The sequence below is a fragment of the Nitrospirota bacterium genome, from assembly GCA_020846775.1.
In the GTDB taxonomy this organism is placed as follows: Bacteria; Nitrospirota; 9FT-COMBO-42-15; order HDB-SIOI813; family HDB-SIOI813; genus RBG-16-43-11.
In genome coordinates, this window is the sequence record JADLDG010000035.1 from 75,538 (window position 1) to 95,825 (window position 20,288).

Below are 20,288 nucleotides of genomic sequence, written 5' to 3' on the forward strand. Positions count from 1 at the left end.
CTCCTGCGCTACATGGATACATAGCCTTCTATCTGTCTTTTAAGTTCCACCGCCCCTGTCATTTCTTTATTGAACAATAAAACCTTTTCCAGATTGTCCAGCGCGGTGTCATAGTCATGAAGCTTAGAACAAACCTCCGAATATTTAATGATAATTGACAAATCAAGTGGATGTAACTCTAAATATGATTCTATTAGTCCCCTGGCGTCTGCATGCCTTCCTTCTGCAATGGTGGCATCAATCTCAGCTATCAGATCCGCTGGCTCTTCAAATGCCTTTCTGAAAAACCTGAGTGGCGCGCTATTCAACATTTCCAGACCCATTTCTTTTACAATGTTATAAAACCCTTCGTTGGTATAACGTTCCACATTCAGATGCCATCCGGCCTCACCATTGTTATTATAAAATGAAGCAAACATAATTAAATAACCATTAGGGTTTAAGTGTTCAATCAGGTATTTGACGGTTTTCTCCGGTTCTACCAAATGTTCAACCACATCCAGCATGATCACAACATCATATCTATTTGAACCGAGGAAATCATCCTTGTATGCATCAATCATGTTCACATCAAGGCATCTCCTTCCAAACCGCCATTTTGCATAATTGAAGGTCTTGCCGGGGATATCTGCATAATTAAGTCGTATGTCACTTATCCTGGACAGATTGATGATCTGACTCCCTATCCCGCCGCCAAAATCAAGAATGTCAAGCTTTCCACGTTCAGAGGAGACTTGCCGACAAAATCTGGTTATCTCATCAATCCCCTGCATATACATGGGATTCTCATAATTGTATTGGACCAGATCATAGAGATATGAATCCGTATTGATGTAAAACTCGTTGACCTTTTCCTGGGTCAGAATGCATTTAGAGATGTCACCCCAATCTTTAATCTGTTGGTCATAAACACACCTTATACGACTTATAACCTCATCAACATCTACGCCGGTATAACGTGCCAATTCCTGGACCGCTCCTCTAAAAGAGGACTGTACCAGTTCTTCAAAAAGAAGACTGAACTTCTGGGCTATCTTTTGTGAGTCAAATTCATTAATAGCCCGCTCCCTTCCTTTTATACACAACTCTTTTTTTAATGTGTCATCTTTCAGAAGATTTATAATCGCAGAAGAAAGTCCTCTCGGATCATTGGATTGAACAAGTATTCCTGCATCACCCACCACCTCCGGAATAGAGCCGGAATAAGTTGAGATAACTGGAAGACCGCAGGCCATAGCCTCTGTCAAAACCATTCCGAACTGTTCCTTCCATGTTCTTGTAGAAATACTTGGAAGAACAAATATATCGGCCATGTTAAACATTTCATGCATTCTGTGGTAAGGGTAGCCCTCTATAAATGTAAACATTGAGCCGACTCCAAGCTCCTCAACCCTGCTTTTAATCCCAGCTGATTCAGATCCTTTTCCAATGACTACAAACCTGAAGTGAACATCCTTAACACTATCCTCCTGGGTAACCAATTTTGCAGCGTATAGCAGGTCATAGATACCCTTTTCCCAGACTATTCTTCCTGTAAACAACACAACTCGCTCCTCTTTGCCGATACCAAATTCTTTTCTTAACCTCCATCTTGCCTCGTTATCCGGCCTGAACCTGTTTACATCAATTCCCATTGGAATGACAGTTATCTTGTCTTCCGGTACCCCTTCTATGATCAGGGCATCTTTTGCTCTTTCGGTCACGGCAACAAAGTGATCCACCATCTGCCGGTTAAACCGCTTCATCTCTCTCATCTGCTCATCTTCCTCGTAGGCGAAGGGGATATTTTCCCATTCGAGAGCAATGATCCTCTTTCCAAATTTTTGTTTCATAACTGCTGCCTGATATGTAAATATCCAGGTAATATCAGCTGTATAAATAATATCCTTATCGAGGAGTTCTGCCTCAAGGCCTATCATATAGGCAGGGTTTTGAGGATGGGGAGGAAGTTTAACAACAGGAAGAGTAATATGGGATAGATCAAAACTTGATTGAGTTGTCGTATAAGAAGTTATGTCAAATGTTTTGTACAGAGGTTCATAATTCTGCATCTCCCAGTGATTAAGATTAGGCCCCCTTAATATCGCAACCCTGGGACGTTCAGACATCTTTTCAGAAGTATATGGTGGAACCCAACGGCTAACCATAGTCCTAAGCGGCCTGACCTGGACATCATATTCCCTGTAAAAAAGTTCTTCCGGATTATTGAAACCACTTTCTTCCATTTGTGAATATTGCTCACTTTTTTTCCAATACTTTTCCTTATCCAGGAAACCATAATGTACAACGTATGCATCCCAGTGTTTGTCTAATCCATCGTAAGGTTTCGTCAATAGTTCATGTAACTGCCCCTCCCATTTGACCTCCTTGCGGTTACGCCAAATCCTCGGAATATTTTCATAATCATCAGCTCCCCTGGAATAATACTTTTCATTTCCAATGAGATTACACTGACGGATGAAATAACCGGTAGTGTCTCCCGGAGTTGATTCAAGCAGGGTTCTTATATTTTCTTCGAAGTACTGCGAAAATGCCTCATCTGCATCAAGGCGCACCACCCAGTCACCTGTGCAATTGTCAAGAGAGATCTGCCGCTGCTTCCCAAAATGGCCTTCCCATATATGTTGAATCAACGTAACATTCCGGTAAGACCTGAGTATTTCCAGCGTGCCATCAGTACTGCCACCATCAACAACTACGATCTCGTCGGCAAATGTACATGAGCTCAACGCCCTTGCAATATTCTTTTCCTCATTCATTGTAATCATCGAAACGGAAATCTTCATAACTTCCTCCAAAACCAGCTGTTCAGGAATAGCGCTTCTTCATGCTGTCAATCAGCATCTTTATCCGGTGGACATACGTATGTTCCCTCGAGATCCTTTCTCTTCCACATTCCGATATTCGCTTTCTTTCCTGAGAATTGTTCAGATAAAACTTTAAAAGTCCCGGTATCTCCTCCCTGTTTTTATAGGTTATAACCTCTTTCCCTATATCAAAGAGATCACCTAACGCATCCTGATCATCAGTCAATAGAAATGCACCACATGCCGGGACATCAAAGACCCGCTGATTAACGGCGCTACCCATCTGCAGATTAGTAGCGTTGAAATTTATCTTGCAGGCATTGTAAAAGCGGGGAAGTTCACTGTAATAGTTTAACGGAGGCCTGATATTGAAATCTCTGCTTAAGAGTTCATGCCAGCCTTTATCCCCGTAAACCCTCGGACTGTATTCTTTAAGTCTTTCTATGCAAGAGAGTCTGTATATAAGTGTTGATCTCCAGAGAACAGCGGCCTCAAGATCAAGCCTCTCCTGAACAGGAAGGGCTCTTACTTTTTCTTGCTCATCATTATTCAACATTCTCAATAATTCATCGAAAGACAGATGAGAGGAACCAAGGCGCTGCGATAACCTTTCAGTAATAGAGCGCAATTTCACTGGTACCTTTTTCAGCTTTTCTGCTGCCGGTTCGACCATAGAGTTGCCTACAAAACCTATGACTGTATTGAATCTGTTTTTATCCTTCTGACTTAAATTTAAAGGTTTAAAGACATCAGTGTCCGCTGCAAGTGGCAGGTATTCAACTAACTCAAAACCCATAGCCTTCATATCGTTTATATATCCCTTATCCCATAAATAAAGTGAGACATATGGAGATACATTTTTTTCAAAGGCCTTGACTATAAGATTCGGGCTGTCAACATACCACGATGCCACAGGCATCTCAATTGATTTTAAAAAAGATGTCAAGACCCCGTCTTCATCAAAGCCAAGATGGTTAATGGTGAGGAGGAAATCCGGTTTGAATTCAAGGATGGTACTCAACATGCGCGATACAATGGCCTCCCCATCTTCTCCCTTCTTTAAAGGAACTTTTACGACCTCTTGACCAAGGCGTTTAATAGCGTCTGCCACCTCGGAGGTCAGGAAATAGCCATAATCTATAAAGGCGATCTTAGTCTTTTCCTCCTTAAACCTTGGGTATCTGAGCCTTTCCCAGAGCCTGACTGATGTTGTGTTTTTTAAGGAGATAAGGATAGGATTATAGTAGTCTGGCATGGCTGAAACGACCGGAGCCAGGGGAAAGGAGGCAACAGAAGGCATTCCAGACGTTAACTGATACCTGGTAATCTCTCTTATAGCCGCATCAGAAGTGACTCCGATTATGAATCTAACCCTATCTTCGATCTCTCCCATCCTACCATATTCCTTTGCCAGTCCATACATCTCATGACTTGATTCAACCACAATAATCCTGGCCTCCGGAAACCTGCGGACAAGCTCCATCAGATGATAACCAAGCCCCAATCCTAATACCACTAATAGCCCTTTCCCATCAAAATAAAAGGCATCTGCAATTGCCCTGGCTTCTGCCTCGGGGTCATAGAGGCTGTGAAGTGTTTTTAAAGAGCCGTCTTCATACGTAACCCTTATTGAATAACTGCCATTTTTCGTTTCTACTAAGGAATGATTATTGATAACAGACACCCTTTGCTAAAATCTCATCTATTTTATTTAATTCCGAAGTAACTCTGTTGAGGGATTCCGCCTCCAGGTAATACGCTCCTATAGCATCACCCACAGTCATAGCATATATTTTATAAATACATGCTACAAAGTCTTCCTCCCGGCCGGATAACGTATTATGTCTGGCCAAAAGATATTCGGAAAACTGATTAAGGTAGTTCATGATATTCGGGATCAATATATTCTGTTTAAAATTATACATATTTTGGGGGGAGCGAACGGCATTTTCAAACAACATAGAATACAAAATATTCAGGCCCTCGTCTCCCTGTATTCTCATTCTTTTCAAACCTTTTTCTATCCCGTCAGGATGCTTATTTATATTCTTCTGAATAGCACTTAGTAGTGATTTTAATGCTGTCATGGGATTGCTGTTCACGGGGTTAGACTCAGAAATTGAGAGGTTAATAAGGTTATAGGTACCAATAATCACAGCTACTAACTGGTCCCAGGTAATGTTATATCTTGAAAATAAATAGGGCAGTTCGTTTTGCAAAGTATGAACATTGGCCTTTGAACCTATACTATGCCGTTTTAATACGTCAACCGCACCCCTTTCATGCCAATGATAAACGCCCGTTGAATTTAAGTAGCCGATAACCTTACGTTTGTGCAGGAGTTTTACACCAAAGTCAATATCCTCTGCATTCATCATGGGGGTGAATTTGACCTCTCCAAATATATCCCTTCTCACACATGATGAAACGTTGTCAAAGAATGTCAGCCTCCTTTTCGTAGCCCCATCAAATGCCCTCAGGCCTATTCCCCCAATGTCCATCAAGAGGGTGTACATGGAGTCCTGCTCAAACCCCAGTATTGTACCCAGCAATTCATTCTTCCATAAACTGAAGAGGTCAGCTTCAGGTTTAACAAACTGCTTTGACGAAAGGGCAGCTAATCGCGGGTATTCGATTAATGGGCATACCATGTTGTAAAGCCAATAATTATTGATAGGAAGAGCGTCTTGCACTGTAAAGACGAGGTAATCACCTGTCGCTTTTGCAGCCCCTGTATTTCGGGTCATACCATGATTGAATTCCTTCTGAGGGATATCTATAATTACCGCTCCGAACCCGGCAGCTATCTCTTTTGAATTGTCTGAAGATCCAGAATCGATCACAATAATTTCTATATCATTTACCTTTCTCTGAGACCTTATCATACCGAGTAAACCCTTTAATTTCTCTCCGCCATTATTGACCGGTATAATAACTGAGACTTTATCCGCTATGGCAGACGGCCTTGTTCTTACATCAATTGGCGTTATCTCAAAGAGCAGACTCAATGCATTCCGCAGGGAATCATCTTTTTCGACCAGTTTATTGCTCAAATCGGATATCGTACGTTCTGCAGCCATTACTTTCTTTAGATATCTTGTGGCTGCTTCATGTTTTTCCTTGAATATGCGACTGGCACATTCCAGGGCCCATTCCATCTCCCGCACTTTGTCTTTTATCACCATATCATTTTGCATTATTTCTCCCCTTACGCCAGAAAGGTATCATTGATCATTATGGATTCTAAAAAGTCATAATCCACATTTCTAACCTTTGGAGCCATCGCACCTCTATCACTCAAAGACTCTGTATTGTCATCTCCAACAATGAGGTTATTGGTTTTATAAAAGTCATATAATGCGCTTCCAGGGACCGGGGTATAAAAGGCAGGGGAAAAATGGACAGGTTTGACCCGTAAAACACCTTCAACAGTCATCAGATCATCTTCTTTGTGCCATCCGGTATCTGTTGGTATACCAAGGATATAGTTTGCCCAGACCTTTACACCATGTTTATGACAAATCTCCGCTGCCTTGAAGTTTTGATCTACCGTAACCCCTTTATTGAACCACTTCAATACCCTCGGGCTGAATGACTCAAATCCTACTATCAATAAGAGAAGACCTGCAGCTGCCATATCCCCTATGAGTTTATCATTTTTACATATGTTATCAGCCCTGCTTGATGTGACCCATTTAAGACCATATTTCACGATTCCGCTGGAATGAAGGGCAGTTATGAACTCTTCAACCCATTTTGGAGATACTATGAACTGATCATCATGGAACATAACGGATTTAATGCCATACCTGTCTATCAGCATCTTCAGTTCAGCTATGACATTTGACACGCTTCTCCCCCGAATATAAGTTTTTCGAGTCCCGTTTTCTCTTAATTTCGTATAGAGCTGATGCTCTCCAGGCCCACAACAGAACTTGCATGTATAAGGACATCCCCTTACGTTGATCATCTCAGCCATAGGTAAGGGAAACCTGAAACCAGTTAATCCAAATGGTTCGGAAAACATTCTCCTTTTAAAGTCCGGCCAAATTTCCCTTTCCGGGAATGGGATCGTATCAAGATCCGGAGTTTCACCCCAAAAGCATTTAGGGAACATAGACGGATCTTCTACCAATTCCACGAAGCTGATTTCTCCTTCACCCTGGATAACATAATCGAAATTGCCGCTATCAATGCACTCCTGCGGGAACATGGTTGGGTGAACTCCGCCAGCGACCACAATTACCCCTGGTAAGACCTCTTTGGCTCTTTTGGCAGCTTCCAGAGCTATAGAATATTCTACAGAATGTATGGATATTCCTATGAACTCCGGAGAGATAGCCTTTACAACCTGTTCATATTCACTCCAACCTGACAATGTCCTTAAGTCAGCAAGATGAACATCGTGCCCCCTTGCCTTTAACGACCCTGCCAGATATGCAAGACCAAGGCGAATGAATGTTGTATCTGGTGATGGTTTGCTTATGTCCGCATTCCATGTGCTATATGCTATTGATGGATTAACCAGTAAGACCTTTGCCATTTGAAGCCTCCATTAAAGAAGTAATTGAATATTTTCATTCCAATTGACCGGAATGCTCCCTGCACTCTTTAAATGACCTTAATCCGCTTCCCCTGATGAGTTTTATTGTCTCTATTCTTTTAGGTGTCAGCCATGCATCCCTGACAGACATCTCTGTTATATTTGCTTCTGGCTTATCCCAGGCACCGGCTTCGCATGGGCAAAGCACCACGTCACCATCCGTTGTTATCGCCATCTCATTTTCTATGAAATAGCACAGATTGAAATTTGGCACCTCTTGTGAGACTTCAGCATCCATTTCCCCTCCTCTTATCCTGTATGCCGGGAACTGAACCTTATTAATGCCCAATTTTTCAAAATAATCTGTAAATTCCTTTCTACTTTCAGACATGGTTAGAGGGAGTTGAATCTTTGTCACCCATACATCAGTTTTTGAGTTAAGTCGTTCTCTTATGGAGAGGAAGTTTTTAATATTAGTTAAAACTACATCAAGATCCAGACCCCGTCTTATCCTTTTGTATAAATCTTTATTCAATGTATCTATAGAAAATACGACAATATCAACATTTCCATCCAATAACTGATTTGCCTTATACGTATCCAATAAATATCCAGGCGTCGCTATCCAGTTTTCAAATCCAAGTTTTTTTGCTCTCTTCATAAACCTGTATATCCTGTCGTCATACAATGGATCATTAATCCACTCCCAGTTTATTTTACACTTCCAGTCAACTTCATCAAAGATTTTATCAACCAGCCTCTCTGGCATCAATTTGTTTTTTCGTTTTTTTAAAACCATTTTCCTGGGACACATCAAACAACTCGAGGGACATCCAATAGCTGTTTCGAGAGAAAAATATGTGGGCAGCAAAATAGATTTATCCAGAATATCCGCACAATCCTCCGAATTAGTACACTTATTGAAAGTATCTGCCTCGTCCTGAGTTAGTCTGATCTTTGAATTATCAGTTTTGATAAAATATCTGTCTTCAACTTGCCTGTCATCTTTCGTCTTATATGCAATGCTTACTTCATGGATACCATCTATCAGAACCAGCGTATTTATGTAAAACCTAAATCCGCTGCAGCTTGAGTTATTTATGTCGGGATAGATCAATGCGACATCATCCCTCTGCAACCCATATTCTGCCCGCAACAAGTGCCTGCCATCAACATATACTTCGATAGATCCAATGCCTGTAATGGATATCGCCCATCCTTCAAAGCGCTTGATACCCTGAAGAGGTTGGAGCAATTCCGGCAAATCAAGATGTCTGTGAACATTCTCCTCAATTTCAAAATCCTTGTAAATTTTCTTGCATATTTCACGGAGATTAATTGTAGCCTCCGAATATGCAGGGGCCAAATCCAGCGCCTTTGTGAACTGAAATATTGCATCTATAGACTTTCCTTTAATAAATAAACACGCCCCGTAATTATTTCTTATCTCCGGATTATCCGGATACCTCTCTGTCAAATACCCAAATATCCTTTCTGCCTCATCAAATAATCCTGATCCATATTTCCCCATGGCTTGTTCCATCAAGGTAAAATCCTCTGAATTGATATTAAGACCTGCCCTATGACTGTTGTCTAACATGAGTAAACGACTCCAAATGGTATCTTCTTGACTCCCGCCGCAGTTTAGACGCAGAGGAGTGACTGACATGGTAATAAAGCAAATACCTTGCCATGTATTATAAGAGGTAATATAAGTAGAATTAAAAGGATAAGTCTGGAAATAAATCAGATGCTTATGCTTATAGTGGAGCCATTCTGATTACATTTATTATGACGGGAAAATAATTTAAAGTTCTCAAGAACACTTATCTGGTCCAATAAAGAAGCCATTTCTAACTGAAGTGTATTCTTCATCTCATTGTTACGGGTCAGAATTTTCTCGATGTTTATAACCATCTCCCTTGAACCATTATTACGGTGATTATGGGCCTCCTCATTCAATGGGAGTAACTGTGTATTCATTACTTCTCTGTCAATATTTTGGATGTCATCAATAATTCTCTGACGTTTTTCGAGTATTTCTAACGCCTCATCAAACCTTTCATCCCGAAGTGCATTTAACTGATCCTCTGCCAGTCCAAGCAGTTTTTTGTACAGACTTAAGACTCTTTCACTACTCATACCCTCAACTCCATCCCTGCAGAAACTGCCTCTTTTGGAATATTAACAATGTTATTCTTGCCAATATCTTTCCATGCAGATCGTAATACCTCGAGGACCTTAACAGCATCGTCAAGCGCTTTTTCGTCGTTCTTCATATTGGCTGTTATTAATCTGTCTAAGACAAAATCATAGAGCCTGCTCAGATTTTTAGCGATCTCCCCGCCTGCCTCCATGTTGATCGAGCTTAATAGCTCCCCAACCACTGAGGAAGCCTTTCCTATATAAAGCCCCTTACCTGCGATGTCACCAAGCTCTATTCTCTTCCTTGCAACCTTGATAAAATTGATGGCCCCATCATACATCAGGGAAATGACTTTTACACTATCGGAAGTATTCACTTCTGCCTTCCTGTAATCTGACACTTGTTGCATGTTATATACCTCCCGATTATTTTACTGTGAATTCCATTTTGTAATCTGATTATTCAGAAATGTCCCCTGAGAAGTCAGTCCATTTAGCAGTGATTCCAATGCCGAAAATCGTCTCCGCAGATCATCTTCTACTTTCACCAATCTTGTTTCAAGAGAAGTTATATTACTTGCAATATTATTGACAACAGATTGAAGACCGCTTTTCCTTATGGTCAGAGCTCCGTCGGTTGATTTTGTGATAGTGTCAGCGTAACTCCATATCTGATTGGCTATGCCGGTAGTGGCAGTTGCAAATAGTTTGGACACATCGTCAATCCTAGCTGAAAGCTTGTCGCTCAATGTCGTGCTGTTAATCGTTAGTGTCCCATCCTTTGAGTTAGTAGTTATGCCTATCCCTGCGAGTGAATCTACATCAGATGAAGCAGCTGAAACCGTGCCTATTACCATTGCCTTCATGCTTCTAACCACATCCCTTGCCGTCGCATCACCGAGTAAGGGACCTCCAGTCTTGGTAGTGCTGTCCCATGAAGACTTCGAAGCGGCATAATTTATAGCATTGTTATATGCCGTTACAAAGTCCTCGATCTTTTTCTTTATCGAGTCTGTATCATTTGTAACCGCAACAGTAGCAGAGCTTGTAGATTCCTTTTTAAGGGTAAGGGTTAAACCTGATATTACACCTGATACGTTATTTGAACTGCTTGTAATGTCAATGCCGTTAATCCTGAGTTTGGCATCCTGGGCGGTCTGATTAGTGGTAAAGGCGCTGCCGGTTAAATCTACTGTACTGCCTGTGCCATCCAGGGTTGTTCCGGAATCGATACTGATAGTCTTTGTGCTGCCGCTATCATTACCGGTTAGCGCCAGCTTGTAAACAGAACCATCATATATTATTGTAGCATTAACCCCGGGATTACCAGAGTCGCTATTGATAAGGTCCCTAAGTCCCTCAAGAGTAGTTCCGTCTGCGACGGTGATGGAACTCTGGGAGCCTGCATAGGTATATTGAAATATTTTATCAGAGCCGCTGCTGTTAACGCTTGTATTGATGGCAGCAGTCCCAGCAGTATGCGATTTCTGCTCTGACTGGGCGAGCTGTATCTTACCTGCGGTGGAATGAGATGCTATCGTATAGCTCCCGGCAGGTGCAGAGTTCGTAGCCGATGCATCAAGGATAGTGCTATCACTGACTGATGCCTTTTTTGCAAAAAAGTTGGATGTTGTCCTCAATTCATCAGCAGCAGTCTTTAATGACAAGATCTTTGATTGAAAGTCACTATAAGCCGTTATTTTATCGTTGTAGGCCGTCTGTTTGCTTTGAAGCAGGGTCACCGGACGACGCTCCAACTCCATCAGCTTGGTTATTATATCATTTGCGTTAATGCCGGAACTAAGACCGGAAACAGAAAAAGTAGACATCCATTACACCCCTTCATCCTGAAAAACAATCTAGGCAAATACATCTAACATATGCCATTTATGTCCCTTGATCTTCTTGGAAAGCTCAATAAGCTCCTCCGAAGGTATCTGTCTGATGACGTCCCCGCTCTCTTTATCTACAACCTTGACTATCACGGCATCCAACTCATTATCAATCTCAAATCTAATTTCCTTGTTGAAAGAGTTTTCAAGATTGGTAATGGCATCTGACAGCTGTTCCTTTCTGTTCTTTTTGACTTCTACATCTTTCGACGGAGGCTTCCCTGAGTTCTGTTTAACCGCATCTCCACGATTGTTTTCTGTTCTTAACGGGACAGTAGTGTCATGTATTCCCACCACTGCTACATTCATGCTGCTATTATCGCTCATCATAGCTGACTCCATGTAAATATGGGGACGGCACTGTTGGCAGGCCGCCCCCATATCCTTATTAATTTCAGATTAACACCCTACTTCAAGAGCTGAAGCGCAATCTGTGGAAGCGTATTAGCCTGGGCTAAGACTGCCGTTGAGGCCTGCATCAATATCTGATTCTTGGTAAATACAGCTGTCTCGTAGGCAAAATCAGCATCTCTGATACGTGACTCTGCAGCCGTGAAATTCTCAGAAGCTACACTCAAATTGGAGATGGTTATCTCAAGTCTATTCTGAGAAGCACCAATATCACCTCTCTTACCAGCAACGTTTGAGATTGCACTGTCAATCATGGACAGCGCAGCTGCTGCACTTGCGACGACAGAGATAGTCGTAGCAGCGCCTGTAAGTCCAAGGGCGCTCTGGGCGTGCAGTGATGCCGCCCCGCTGAGTCCCGAAAGAACATTGACTGTATTGCCGGATCCATTCTGGAATCCAACCTGCAATGATATGCCTGTTCCGCTGAGTGAACCATCCAGCAGTTTCGTGCCGTTAAATTCGGTAACATCGGCGATCCTGTTTATCTCAGCAGTCAGGGACTGATATTCCTGATCCAGTTTTGCCCTTTCAGTATCGCCAAGGCTTCCATTGGCAGACTGTTGTGCGAGCTCCCTCATCCTTATCAGGATGTTGCTTACCTCTCCCATAGCGCCTTCTGCCACCTGAGTAAGACTCATCCCATCCTGAGAGTTTCTAATGGCCTGGCCGATGCTGCGGACGTGGGCCCTTAACTTCTCAGATATTGCCAGACCTGCGGCATCATCCTTTGCTGTATTAATCCTCAATCCTGAAGACAGTCTCTGTATGGATTGGGTCAAAGCTTCGTTGTTCTTAGAAAGTGTTTTTTGAGCCGTCAGAGATGCGAAGTTGGTGTTGATTACTAATGACATGTTATAATCCTCCTTGTTATTTATTGATACCGGCAGCCATGCCGGTATTGGGCATCCTTGCCCATGTTAGTCACTCTTTTTTTCACCTCCTTTTTCTCTTATTATTTATATTTGTTAAATTATCCATTGGATTCATTTTCGGAATCTTCTCAGTAAACTTAAGAAACCATCTTTTATCCCATACTCACTATCAAAATAGGCCTTACAGGGATCCAAAGAGACATAGATAGACAAAATAATCACCTGTAAACTCCTTAATCAACGACGTGATATTATGAGAGTATAATAAGCACTTTCTTCTATGGATTGGAGACAGGAATATCTTGTAATAATGGATAGCGAAGTGGATATTTATCATCTAAGAGGACAAACTGTTTTGCCTCTCCCGTCTTCAGATTTACAATAAGCGGTCCCTGGAGATTTGCTGTCATCATCTCTGGCATCTCATGGGGTATAGTTACAATTACAAATATGCAGCAGTCGGCGAGGCCGTTCATATTAAGTTCCCGCAAGACGTGCTCATCTATTTCACTATTATAATCAGGACATAAGAGCAACGGATCTATTACCACAAATACCAGATCAGGTTCATTAACAGCCTGAAGCCATTTGAATGGTATATCAGGGTTATTCATATTGTCTAATAAAACGTAGTGTTTTACATCAGCAAAGCCAAGCAGACCACTGTGAAATATGATAACCTTGTCTTCGTCTATCTCAATTTCGCCAAATCTGGATGTATAGAGTTTCATTGGCCCCCTCTCTCACCATACACCCTCACTCTCAGGTGAAAGGGTTAGAAGTGAGAAGTTATTCATGTCCTTTTTTATCCTCTGTCCAAAGTTTGAAGAGTCTTTGCAGATTCTCAGCAGTTAAAGATGCTGCCTTTATGTTTTCTGCTTTAATCTTTTCATAAACCTCGTCGCGATGAACCTGTGTATCCTTTGGGGCCTCAATCCCAATCCTGACCTGATTCCCATGAATCTCCAGGATTACAACCCTTATATCTTCTCCAATTCTTATCCCTTCATCTGACTTCCTTGTCAGAATTAACATCGCAGCCCTCCGTGGCATTAGGTTTATGCTGTATCCATCTCCCCGATTAATCAGTTCGGCAATGACATAAAAGCATCGGTATCATATCATATTACCTCATAAAATCTAAAATAGATTGCTGAAGCACCTTGGCTGCTGTTGCCCTGGATACTTCAAGCATGGATTGCTGTAAGGCAAGTTGAGATATAATATTAGTAATATCTGCATCTTCAGTATCACTTTTGTATTTTGCCAGATCATTCAGTAATTTGTCAAAATGACTTTTTGCAATATCAAGCCTGTTTAATCTTGCGCCAATATATGATCGTGCATCATTCACCTGATCCATACCTGCATCTATTTTAGTCATTGCTCCCTGAATCGCTGCACTATCGTTACTTTCCATGGCTGACTTCAGATCGGCCAGCGATGCAAGTATGTCTGTACCATCTGCAGAGGAACCAAATACAGCATAACCGGGCATATTCATTGACATGGTGTTCCCGGCATCTATCTCCACATCCATATATCCATCAGGAGAAGCTGTACCTGTATAACTGCCGGTATTATCATAAGGCGCAACATCCGTCCTGAAACCAGCAAAGATGTATCTGTTATCATACTTCGAATTTGCAATCTGCTTTACCTGTTCATATAACTGCTCAACCTCCTTAGCCATAGTCATCTTGTCAGACGCACTATTAGTCCCGTTGAGGGCTGATACTGCAAGTTCTCTTGCCCGTTGAAGGACATCCAGTGTAGATGACGCAGCAGTTTCCGTTGCATTCAAAAAGGCAGTACCATTATTAATGTTCCGCTGGTATTGATCTGCTTTCGATATTGCCGAATTATAATTGATTATCCTGGCTGCTCCTGCAGGGTCATCGGAGGGTCTGGTTATCTTTTTACCGGACGAGGCGCTGTTTTGGAGCTCCATCAGCTTATCTAAATTCCGCTGCATGTTCCCCATAACAGTATTAAACATTAAATTATTTGAAACGCGCATCTCTATTTCCCTTAATTAACCCTATCTCACTATATCCAGCAGGGTCTGCATCAACTCATCACCTATTCTCAGAAGTCTTGCAGATGCCTCATACGCATGCTGATACTTCATTAGGTTTGTCATCTCTTCATCAATTGATACCCCTGAGACAGACTCCCTCATATTAGTCAACTGCTCTGAAGAGAACTCCTGTGCCGCATACTGATTGTTAATAGATTGAGATTTGACGCCAATAGTACTCACTATCGAACTGTAATAACTGCTGAAGCTGGAGTTCCCGTCTATCGTCAAGGCATCCTGAAGATTTACGAGCGCAAGTGAATTCCTGTTATCACCCCTGTTGTCGTTTGCAGAAGTAGCTGCTGCTATTTTAGCAGTATCATTCATACCTAAAGCTACTTTAATATCCTTTGCCGTATTTTTGTGTGCGCTTATATCAAATTTGTCCCCAGCGGAAAAACTTCCTGATAACGTCACAGCAAGCCCTTCAAAAGTAAAGCTTGCAGGATCAGAATAAGCTGCGGTGATTGAGGTATTAGTACTTTTATTAATTAGTGTATAGTTTCCGCCTGAAAATGTGAGTCCATAATTATTAAATTTCAAGGCGGCTGGATCATCTATCGTGATATTCAAATTCCCTGTACCAGTATTTGTGCTCAATGCCTTTATGGACCCAACATCCTGAGACAGCACATCTCCCGCTTCAAATGCGGGAGAAAATAAATTCGTCCCTGTGGAACCATCAAGTCCGTACCCTTCCCTGTGGACCTGATTTATCTGGGTTGCAATTGAGGAAGCAACTCTGTCCAGTTCATCCATGGCATTCTTTGTCTCTGTGTCTCTTATAGTAAGAAATCCCTTAAGCCTGCCATTGGAAATGCTGTCTGTCAGATTAAGTATATTGTTGTTATCCGGAGAAAATACAACATCATAGTAGCCATTGTTGTCAGGATTACTTTTAATATCCAGTGCCCATGAATTTCCCTTTTCAACCAGAGTGGCCATCCCTCCGCCAATAACGGTGATCTGTCCTGAGTTATCCTCAAAATATTGAACATCTATTTTCTCAGCAAGATCATTAAGTAGTCTTCCGCGCATGTCCCTGAAATCATTTGCATTCTGACCGCTGACCTCAGCCCTGTTTATTTCAACATTAAGTGACGATATCTGCTTTGAAATATTGTTAATATCGTTGACAGCCTGTCTGACCTGCGAATTCGTATCCTTCTGCAACTGTTCCAGACTTGTGTAGACGCTATTTATTGTATCTGAAAGTGCATCAGCACTGGATAAGACTGAGCTCCTTTCTGCCGTGCCTGCAGGATTTGCTGATAAATCATGCATGGAATTAAAAAACTGGGTCAACATTTCATTAATACCGGTTCCCGAAGAGTCGTAAAACAGGTCCTCAATCTTAGAAATAGCGTTTTTTTGAACATCCAGATTTCCAAGGGTCTCACGGTTGTCTGTAAGTTGTCCTTCTAAGAAGCTATCGTATTTTCTTTGTATATTAACCGCATTTACCCCAGTCCCTGACTGCCCCGGCTGACTATTAAGAGGCATACCCTCTTCTAATATTACTTCCTGCCTTGAAAATCCCTTTGTGTTTACATTGGCAAGATTATGTGCAGTCACCTGGATGGCCTTCTGCTGTGCCATCATCCCGTGTTTACCTATATTAAAAATGTCATAAATACTGCTCATATCTACCCTTTCTTGCAGACCATTGTACCGACCATGCTTTCCTGATGAGCTATCCTGCCTGACTGATGATACACTGGCAATTGATTGACGAGACGATTAAGAAAGGATAAAGAGTTTCTTGTATAATTGATCGCCCTGTCTGCAAGTATCCCGTTTATCTGATTAATCTCTCGTATGCTGTCAATCAGTGATTTAAGATTAGACTGACATGATTCCATCACTTTTTTGTATCTCATAGGCGCTTTATTTATTATGATTGATAACGTCGTTGTAATGTCCGTCTCATTATGGCCCTGTATCTCAGCGATAAGTTCAACCCTTGCATCTTCCAGCACTTTTAGATTGAATATTATAGTCTCCTTCTGATTGTGACATTCATGCAGTTTTTCCAGGGATAGATCAATCATATATTGTCTTTCTTTCTGGAGAATAGTAAGGAAGTCCCTGAAAATCCCCACTTCCTTTTCCAGAATTTCCAGAAGATCTGAATATTTATCGTCCATTGATTATTCCTCTGTCATCCCTTTATACATAAGTTCACCTAATAATTTTGATGCCACATTCTCCGGATTTACTTTATATTTGCCCAGTTGCAAGTCATTTCCGATAGACTTAATTTTATCATCTCTGACTTCAGGCAAGCGATTGATGACATCCCTTATCTTGCTGAAGATTAAAGCCCGGTCCGAGATATTTACATCATTACTTGTTAATGACTTATTTATCCCTTCACTTTTTTTCGTCCTGGACAGCGTTTCTCTTATTACAGATGATCTTCCTGCCTCTATACCATTAAGGATATTGTTTTCTGTTATCTTTTCAGTAATCTTCATATAAGGACCTCTCATGATAAATGTTCTTAAACATTGTATCGGCGAGCGTGCATGCAATGTTTATTATAGTTTCCCGTCCTTTTCATTTGCGCCTGATGTCCATTGTCTGATGAGGAGTTGTGAGAGCCCCAGACCTCCGCTACCTGCAATTCCCTGAGCAACGTTATCATCCATCAGAGATGTATAAACATCTCCGCCAGTGCCGGGGTCAAGGAGACCACCTTTAGGTACTGTATCCCTCATCTTCTTGAGAAGGTATGCAACAAAATATGCCTCAAATTCCTTTGCAGCCTTCTCAAACCCCTTCACATCTTTCTTTCCTTTTAAATCCGTTAACTGGTTCTGGTTGAGCTGTAACTGATCTATTTTCATTATATAATCCCACCCTTGCTTCTTCGACTCCAATCAGTTGTGTTCAAAAATGCACCTATTAATCAACATCAGCTAAATAATCTCGAGATCTGCCTGCAGCGCTCCTCCAGCCTTGATAGCCTGCAAAATAGCTATTAGATCTCTGGGTGTAACCCCTACAGAATTTAATGCCCTTACTACCTCATCAACAGTAACACCGGACTGCAATACCATCAGTCTGGCCTCCTGTTCATCCACAGAAACATCTTTCTGCGGTACAACAACAGTCTGCCCCTTTGAAAAAGCCCCTGGTTGTGATACGTCCAACTGTGTTTTAACCTGGATTGTAAGGCTTCCATGAGAAATTGCCACTGTTGAAATACGCACGTTCTCACCCATGACAACTGTACCTGTACGTTCATTCAGGATAATCCTGGCACGGGAATCTACTCTGACATCAAGATTTTCAATGTCAGCAATTAGCTCAACCGCCTTGTTCTCATATTCCGGAGGAATTGAAATGAGAACTGTACTTGCATCCTGAGGACGAGCAACCCCCTGTCCAAGATTCTGATTGACTATATCAGCAAGTCTCACAGCAGTACTGAAGTCATGGTTTCGCAGGGTAATAGTAAGATCCTTCCTGCTGTTAAGATCCATCTCTACTTCCCGTTCTATGATAGCGCCATCTGCAATTCTCCCGACTGTTGAATGGTTTTTCTGGACACTATCACCTCCGCTGCCTCCGATATATCCGCCGAGAGAGACTGGTCCCTGGGCAATTGCATATACCAACTGGTTTGCCCCTTTAAGAGGTGTAAACAGCAAGGTTCCACCCTGAAGACTGGTTGAATCACCAATGGATGAAACTATCACATCTATCCTGCTCCCTTTTTTTGCAAAGGGTGGTAGTTTTGCAGTAACCATAACTGCTGCTACATTCTTAACACTTACATCTGCCGGATCAATTGTAATACCCAACTTTGTCAACATAGACGTAACACTTCGAATTGTAAACTCCGTCCCCTTCTTATCACCTGTTCCATTAAGACCAATTATCAATCCATATCCAATTAATTGATTGTCCCGGACCCCTCCGATATTGGCGATATCTTTTATACGGGCTGCATGAAGAGGAGCTGCAACCAGAAATAATGTTAATATTGTTATAATTGCAGTTATTTTCTTATTTGATATATTCATTCCCATATCCCCAACTTCATTACAGGGTTTTACTAGAACGGCCATACCGCATCCATTATCCGTATAAACCACCCAACCTTCTGTTTATCTCCTATAACGCCTTCTCCTGTATAAATTATCTTTGCGTCTGATATATAAGTAGACAATACCATATTACTCGGGCCTATATCCTCAGGCCTGATAATTCCACTGAGAGAGATATGCTGCGTCTCATTGTTTACTATTACCTCCCGCCTGCCGTCTATAACCAGGTTACCATTAGGAAGTCTGTCAATGACCTTTGCTGTGAGCATGGCAGTAAGGTCACTGCTCCTTGATGTCGAGCCTGAACCATCATGTTTTTCACTGGTCTCCGCGCCTACCCCACCCTGAGATAATTTATCAGGCGACATTCCGAAAAATGCCGATATTGACGTTGACAGGCTTGAGTCTTTTTCCGTTTTAGTTGAAGCGTTCTTGTTCCCCCTCGAGCTTTCAACTATCCGCACAGTAACTACATCACCGACATTATGCGCTTTCAGATCTCCAAATAGAAAGCCATCCTGCCTGTCTTCAGACCAGAGTGAACCGTCACTACCAGCCTTTGTAACCCGTTCAGCCGAGCCTTCTGAGAGAATCTGTTTTTTATCTTCTGCCGTTGTAAATACCGGAGATAAAGTAAGTACAAGTCCAATCACCATTATCAAATATTTCATACTACCCCCTTATCACCATTTAACACTCACTGAACCATCACCATCAACCTCGCCAATCACCTCTTTTCGGGATTGCGTGTTGGTAATCCTTACAGGCCGGCCCCTGTACCCGTCTTCATCTGCCACGCCAACAGCAATAACCTTAAGCGACGCTGACTCGGCAACAATAAATACCTTTTCTCCTTTTTTAAATAATGGCGGCTCCTCTAATATATTTTCAGTCAGTATTGAATTGGTCCCGACAAATCGTTTAACCCGCTTTCCAGGAATCTGGTTGATATCACTAATGTAACCTGCCGGTAATCTTGACAGGTCCTTTCTCCCAATATAAATATCATCAGCTCCAACCATCTGTCTTTCCTTCAGAGGTTTGGATGCAAGGACAACTTCTACCAATACCTCAATCTCTGCAGTTACCCATGATGACTGAAATGAATTGTCTGAACCAGCTATGTCCAGCAGGAATGATGACCTTCCTATCATCGAAGATGACGGGGCTACTTTAATGTTATAACTCCAGCCTGCCGGTAGAGCTAATTTATTTGAAATATTGACATTTTTTACATTTATCTGATCCTCAGTCCATGGAGAATTCTGAATTACATACTCTTTAATAATATTCTCAACGTCATCAGATGACATAATTTTAACTGCATCTGCCCCATAAGTATTATCATAACCAGTCACTATAATTACCAATAATAATACTGTTAAAATTGAGAGGCATTTTTGCGTAATTTTAGAATTCAGCATCCCTGTCATTCCCCCGATCATCCCCTCTGACATCCTGCCAGTCATCCCGAACCTGTTTC

Annotated in this window: 20 protein-coding genes; all 20 read right to left on the bottom strand. The window is 41.8% G+C overall.

All coding sequences use genetic code 11. The features are described from left to right. Positions 1–8 precede the first annotated feature (8 nt). On the bottom strand, positions 9–2,786 hold the full coding sequence (locus IT392_06060) for a glycosyltransferase (GenBank protein ID MCC6544055.1): 2,778 nt from the start codon (positions 2,784–2,786) through the stop codon (positions 9–11). A gap of 22 nt (positions 2,787–2,808) precedes the next feature. After that, the gene (locus tag IT392_06065; protein ID MCC6544056.1) at positions 2,809–4,491 is read right to left on the bottom strand and encodes a glycosyltransferase; all 1,683 of its coding nucleotides are present in this window, start codon (positions 4,489–4,491) and stop codon (positions 2,809–2,811) included. Then, complete coding sequence (locus IT392_06070; protein ID MCC6544057.1) at positions 4,475–6,004, bottom strand: glycosyltransferase family 2 protein; 1,530 nt, start codon at positions 6,002–6,004, stop codon at positions 4,475–4,477. The genes IT392_06065 and IT392_06070 overlap by 17 nt, the downstream gene beginning before the upstream one ends. A gap of 11 nt (positions 6,005–6,015) precedes the next feature. Beyond that, positions 6,016–7,350, bottom strand: coding sequence for a B12-binding domain-containing radical SAM protein (locus tag IT392_06075; GenBank protein ID MCC6544058.1), 1,335 nt, complete (start codon positions 7,348–7,350; stop codon positions 6,016–6,018). A gap of 34 nt (positions 7,351–7,384) precedes the next feature. After that, positions 7,385–8,950 carry a radical SAM protein gene (locus IT392_06080; protein ID MCC6544059.1) on the bottom strand — a complete coding sequence of 522 codons (1,566 nt, stop codon included), beginning with the start codon at positions 8,948–8,950 and terminating at the stop codon, positions 7,385–7,387. Between the two features lie 146 nt (positions 8,951–9,096). Continuing rightward, positions 9,097–9,492 (bottom strand): hypothetical protein, encoded by a 396-nt coding sequence (locus tag IT392_06085; protein ID MCC6544060.1) that lies wholly within the window; start codon positions 9,490–9,492, stop codon positions 9,097–9,099. Beyond that, complete coding sequence (fliS, locus tag IT392_06090) at positions 9,489–9,905, bottom strand: flagellar export chaperone FliS (GenBank protein ID MCC6544061.1); 417 nt, start codon at positions 9,903–9,905, stop codon at positions 9,489–9,491. The genes IT392_06085 and fliS overlap by 4 nt, the downstream gene beginning before the upstream one ends. A 21-nt stretch (positions 9,906–9,926) precedes the next feature. Beyond that, positions 9,927–11,324: a flagellar filament capping protein FliD gene (gene fliD / locus IT392_06095; GenBank protein MCC6544062.1), complete on the bottom strand. Its 1,398-nt coding sequence runs from the start codon at positions 11,322–11,324 to the stop codon at positions 9,927–9,929. A gap of 30 nt (positions 11,325–11,354) precedes the next feature. Beyond that, a complete protein-coding gene (locus tag IT392_06100; GenBank protein ID MCC6544063.1) occupies positions 11,355–11,717 on the bottom strand; it encodes a flagellar protein FlaG in 363 nt (120 codons plus the stop codon). A 77-nt stretch (positions 11,718–11,794) separates the two neighbouring features. Then, entirely contained in the window at positions 11,795–12,649 is an 855-nt protein-coding gene (locus tag IT392_06105; GenBank protein ID MCC6544064.1) for a flagellin FliC, read from the bottom strand. Between the two features lie 299 nt (positions 12,650–12,948). Next, complete coding sequence (locus tag IT392_06110; GenBank protein ID MCC6544065.1) at positions 12,949–13,401, bottom strand: flagellar assembly protein FliW; 453 nt, start codon at positions 13,399–13,401, stop codon at positions 12,949–12,951. A 58-nt stretch (positions 13,402–13,459) separates the two neighbouring features. Beyond that, a complete protein-coding gene (gene csrA / locus IT392_06115) occupies positions 13,460–13,705 on the bottom strand; it encodes a carbon storage regulator CsrA (GenBank protein MCC6544066.1) in 246 nt (81 codons plus the stop codon). 91 nt (positions 13,706–13,796) lie between these two features. After that, positions 13,797–14,690: a flagellar hook-associated protein FlgL gene (gene flgL / locus IT392_06120; protein MCC6544067.1), complete on the bottom strand. Its 894-nt coding sequence runs from the start codon at positions 14,688–14,690 to the stop codon at positions 13,797–13,799. Positions 14,691–14,711: 21 nt separating this feature from the next. Next, positions 14,712–16,394 carry a flagellar hook-associated protein FlgK gene (gene flgK / locus IT392_06125; GenBank protein MCC6544068.1) on the bottom strand — a complete coding sequence of 561 codons (1,683 nt, stop codon included), beginning with the start codon at positions 16,392–16,394 and terminating at the stop codon, positions 14,712–14,714. Between the two features lie 2 nt (positions 16,395–16,396). After that, entirely contained in the window at positions 16,397–16,897 is a 501-nt protein-coding gene (locus IT392_06130; protein MCC6544069.1) for a flagellar protein FlgN, read from the bottom strand. 3 nt (positions 16,898–16,900) lie between these two features. Continuing rightward, entirely contained in the window at positions 16,901–17,227 is a 327-nt protein-coding gene (locus IT392_06135; protein ID MCC6544070.1) for a flagellar biosynthesis anti-sigma factor FlgM, read from the bottom strand. Positions 17,228–17,290: 63 nt separating this feature from the next. Further along, the gene (locus IT392_06140; GenBank protein MCC6544071.1) at positions 17,291–17,599 is read right to left on the bottom strand and encodes a rod-binding protein; all 309 of its coding nucleotides are present in this window, start codon (positions 17,597–17,599) and stop codon (positions 17,291–17,293) included. A gap of 72 nt (positions 17,600–17,671) precedes the next feature. Continuing rightward, positions 17,672–18,781, bottom strand: coding sequence for a flagellar basal body P-ring protein FlgI (locus IT392_06145; protein ID MCC6544072.1), 1,110 nt, complete (start codon positions 18,779–18,781; stop codon positions 17,672–17,674). Positions 18,782–18,813: 32 nt separating this feature from the next. Continuing rightward, positions 18,814–19,476, bottom strand: a complete 663-nt coding sequence (locus IT392_06150) for a flagellar basal body L-ring protein FlgH (GenBank protein ID MCC6544073.1) — start codon at positions 19,474–19,476, stop codon at positions 18,814–18,816. Positions 19,477–19,488: 12 nt separating this feature from the next. Next, positions 19,489–20,229: a flagellar basal body P-ring formation protein FlgA gene (flgA, locus tag IT392_06155; protein ID MCC6544074.1), complete on the bottom strand. Its 741-nt coding sequence runs from the start codon at positions 20,227–20,229 to the stop codon at positions 19,489–19,491. Positions 20,230–20,288 lie beyond the last annotated feature (59 nt).

What these genes read in the sequence shown, in the direction of transcription:
- IT392_06060 (MCC6544055.1), bottom strand. Translation starts at nt 2,786, where the DNA reads ATGAAGATTTCCGTTTCGATGATTACAATGAATGAGGAAAAGAATATT.
- IT392_06070 (MCC6544057.1), bottom strand. Translation starts at nt 6,004, where the DNA reads ATGCAAAATGATATGGTGATAAAAGACAAAGTGCGGGAGATGGAATGG.
- IT392_06075 (MCC6544058.1), bottom strand. Translation starts at nt 7,350, where the DNA reads ATGGCAAAGGTCTTACTGGTTAATCCATCAATAGCATATAGCACATGG.
- IT392_06080 (MCC6544059.1), bottom strand. Translation starts at nt 8,950, where the DNA reads ATGTTAGACAACAGTCATAGGGCAGGTCTTAATATCAATTCAGAGGAT.
- IT392_06085 (MCC6544060.1), bottom strand. Translation starts at nt 9,492, where the DNA reads ATGAGTAGTGAAAGAGTCTTAAGTCTGTACAAAAAACTGCTTGGACTG.
- fliS (MCC6544061.1), bottom strand. Translation starts at nt 9,905, where the DNA reads ATGCAACAAGTGTCAGATTACAGGAAGGCAGAAGTGAATACTTCCGAT.
- fliD (MCC6544062.1), bottom strand. Translation starts at nt 11,324, where the DNA reads ATGTCTACTTTTTCTGTTTCCGGTCTTAGTTCCGGCATTAACGCAAAT.
- IT392_06100 (MCC6544063.1), bottom strand. Translation starts at nt 11,717, where the DNA reads ATGATGAGCGATAATAGCAGCATGAATGTAGCAGTGGTGGGAATACAT.
- IT392_06105 (MCC6544064.1), bottom strand. Translation starts at nt 12,649, where the DNA reads ATGTCATTAGTAATCAACACCAACTTCGCATCTCTGACGGCTCAAAAA.
- IT392_06110 (MCC6544065.1), bottom strand. Translation starts at nt 13,401, where the DNA reads ATGAAACTCTATACATCCAGATTTGGCGAAATTGAGATAGACGAAGAC.
- csrA (MCC6544066.1), bottom strand. Translation starts at nt 13,705, where the DNA reads ATGTTAATTCTGACAAGGAAGTCAGATGAAGGGATAAGAATTGGAGAA.
- flgL (MCC6544067.1), bottom strand. Translation starts at nt 14,690, where the DNA reads ATGCGCGTTTCAAATAATTTAATGTTTAATACTGTTATGGGGAACATG.
- flgK (MCC6544068.1), bottom strand. Translation starts at nt 16,394, where the DNA reads ATGAGCAGTATTTATGACATTTTTAATATAGGTAAACACGGGATGATG.
- IT392_06130 (MCC6544069.1), bottom strand. Translation starts at nt 16,897, where the DNA reads ATGGACGATAAATATTCAGATCTTCTGGAAATTCTGGAAAAGGAAGTG.
- IT392_06135 (MCC6544070.1), bottom strand. Translation starts at nt 17,227, where the DNA reads ATGAAGATTACTGAAAAGATAACAGAAAACAATATCCTTAATGGTATA.
- IT392_06140 (MCC6544071.1), bottom strand. Translation starts at nt 17,599, where the DNA reads ATGAAAATAGATCAGTTACAGCTCAACCAGAACCAGTTAACGGATTTA.
- IT392_06145 (MCC6544072.1), bottom strand. Translation starts at nt 18,781, where the DNA reads ATGAATATATCAAATAAGAAAATAACTGCAATTATAACAATATTAACA.
- IT392_06150 (MCC6544073.1), bottom strand. Translation starts at nt 19,476, where the DNA reads ATGAAATATTTGATAATGGTGATTGGACTTGTACTTACTTTATCTCCG.
- flgA (MCC6544074.1), bottom strand. Translation starts at nt 20,229, where the DNA reads ATGCTGAATTCTAAAATTACGCAAAAATGCCTCTCAATTTTAACAGTA.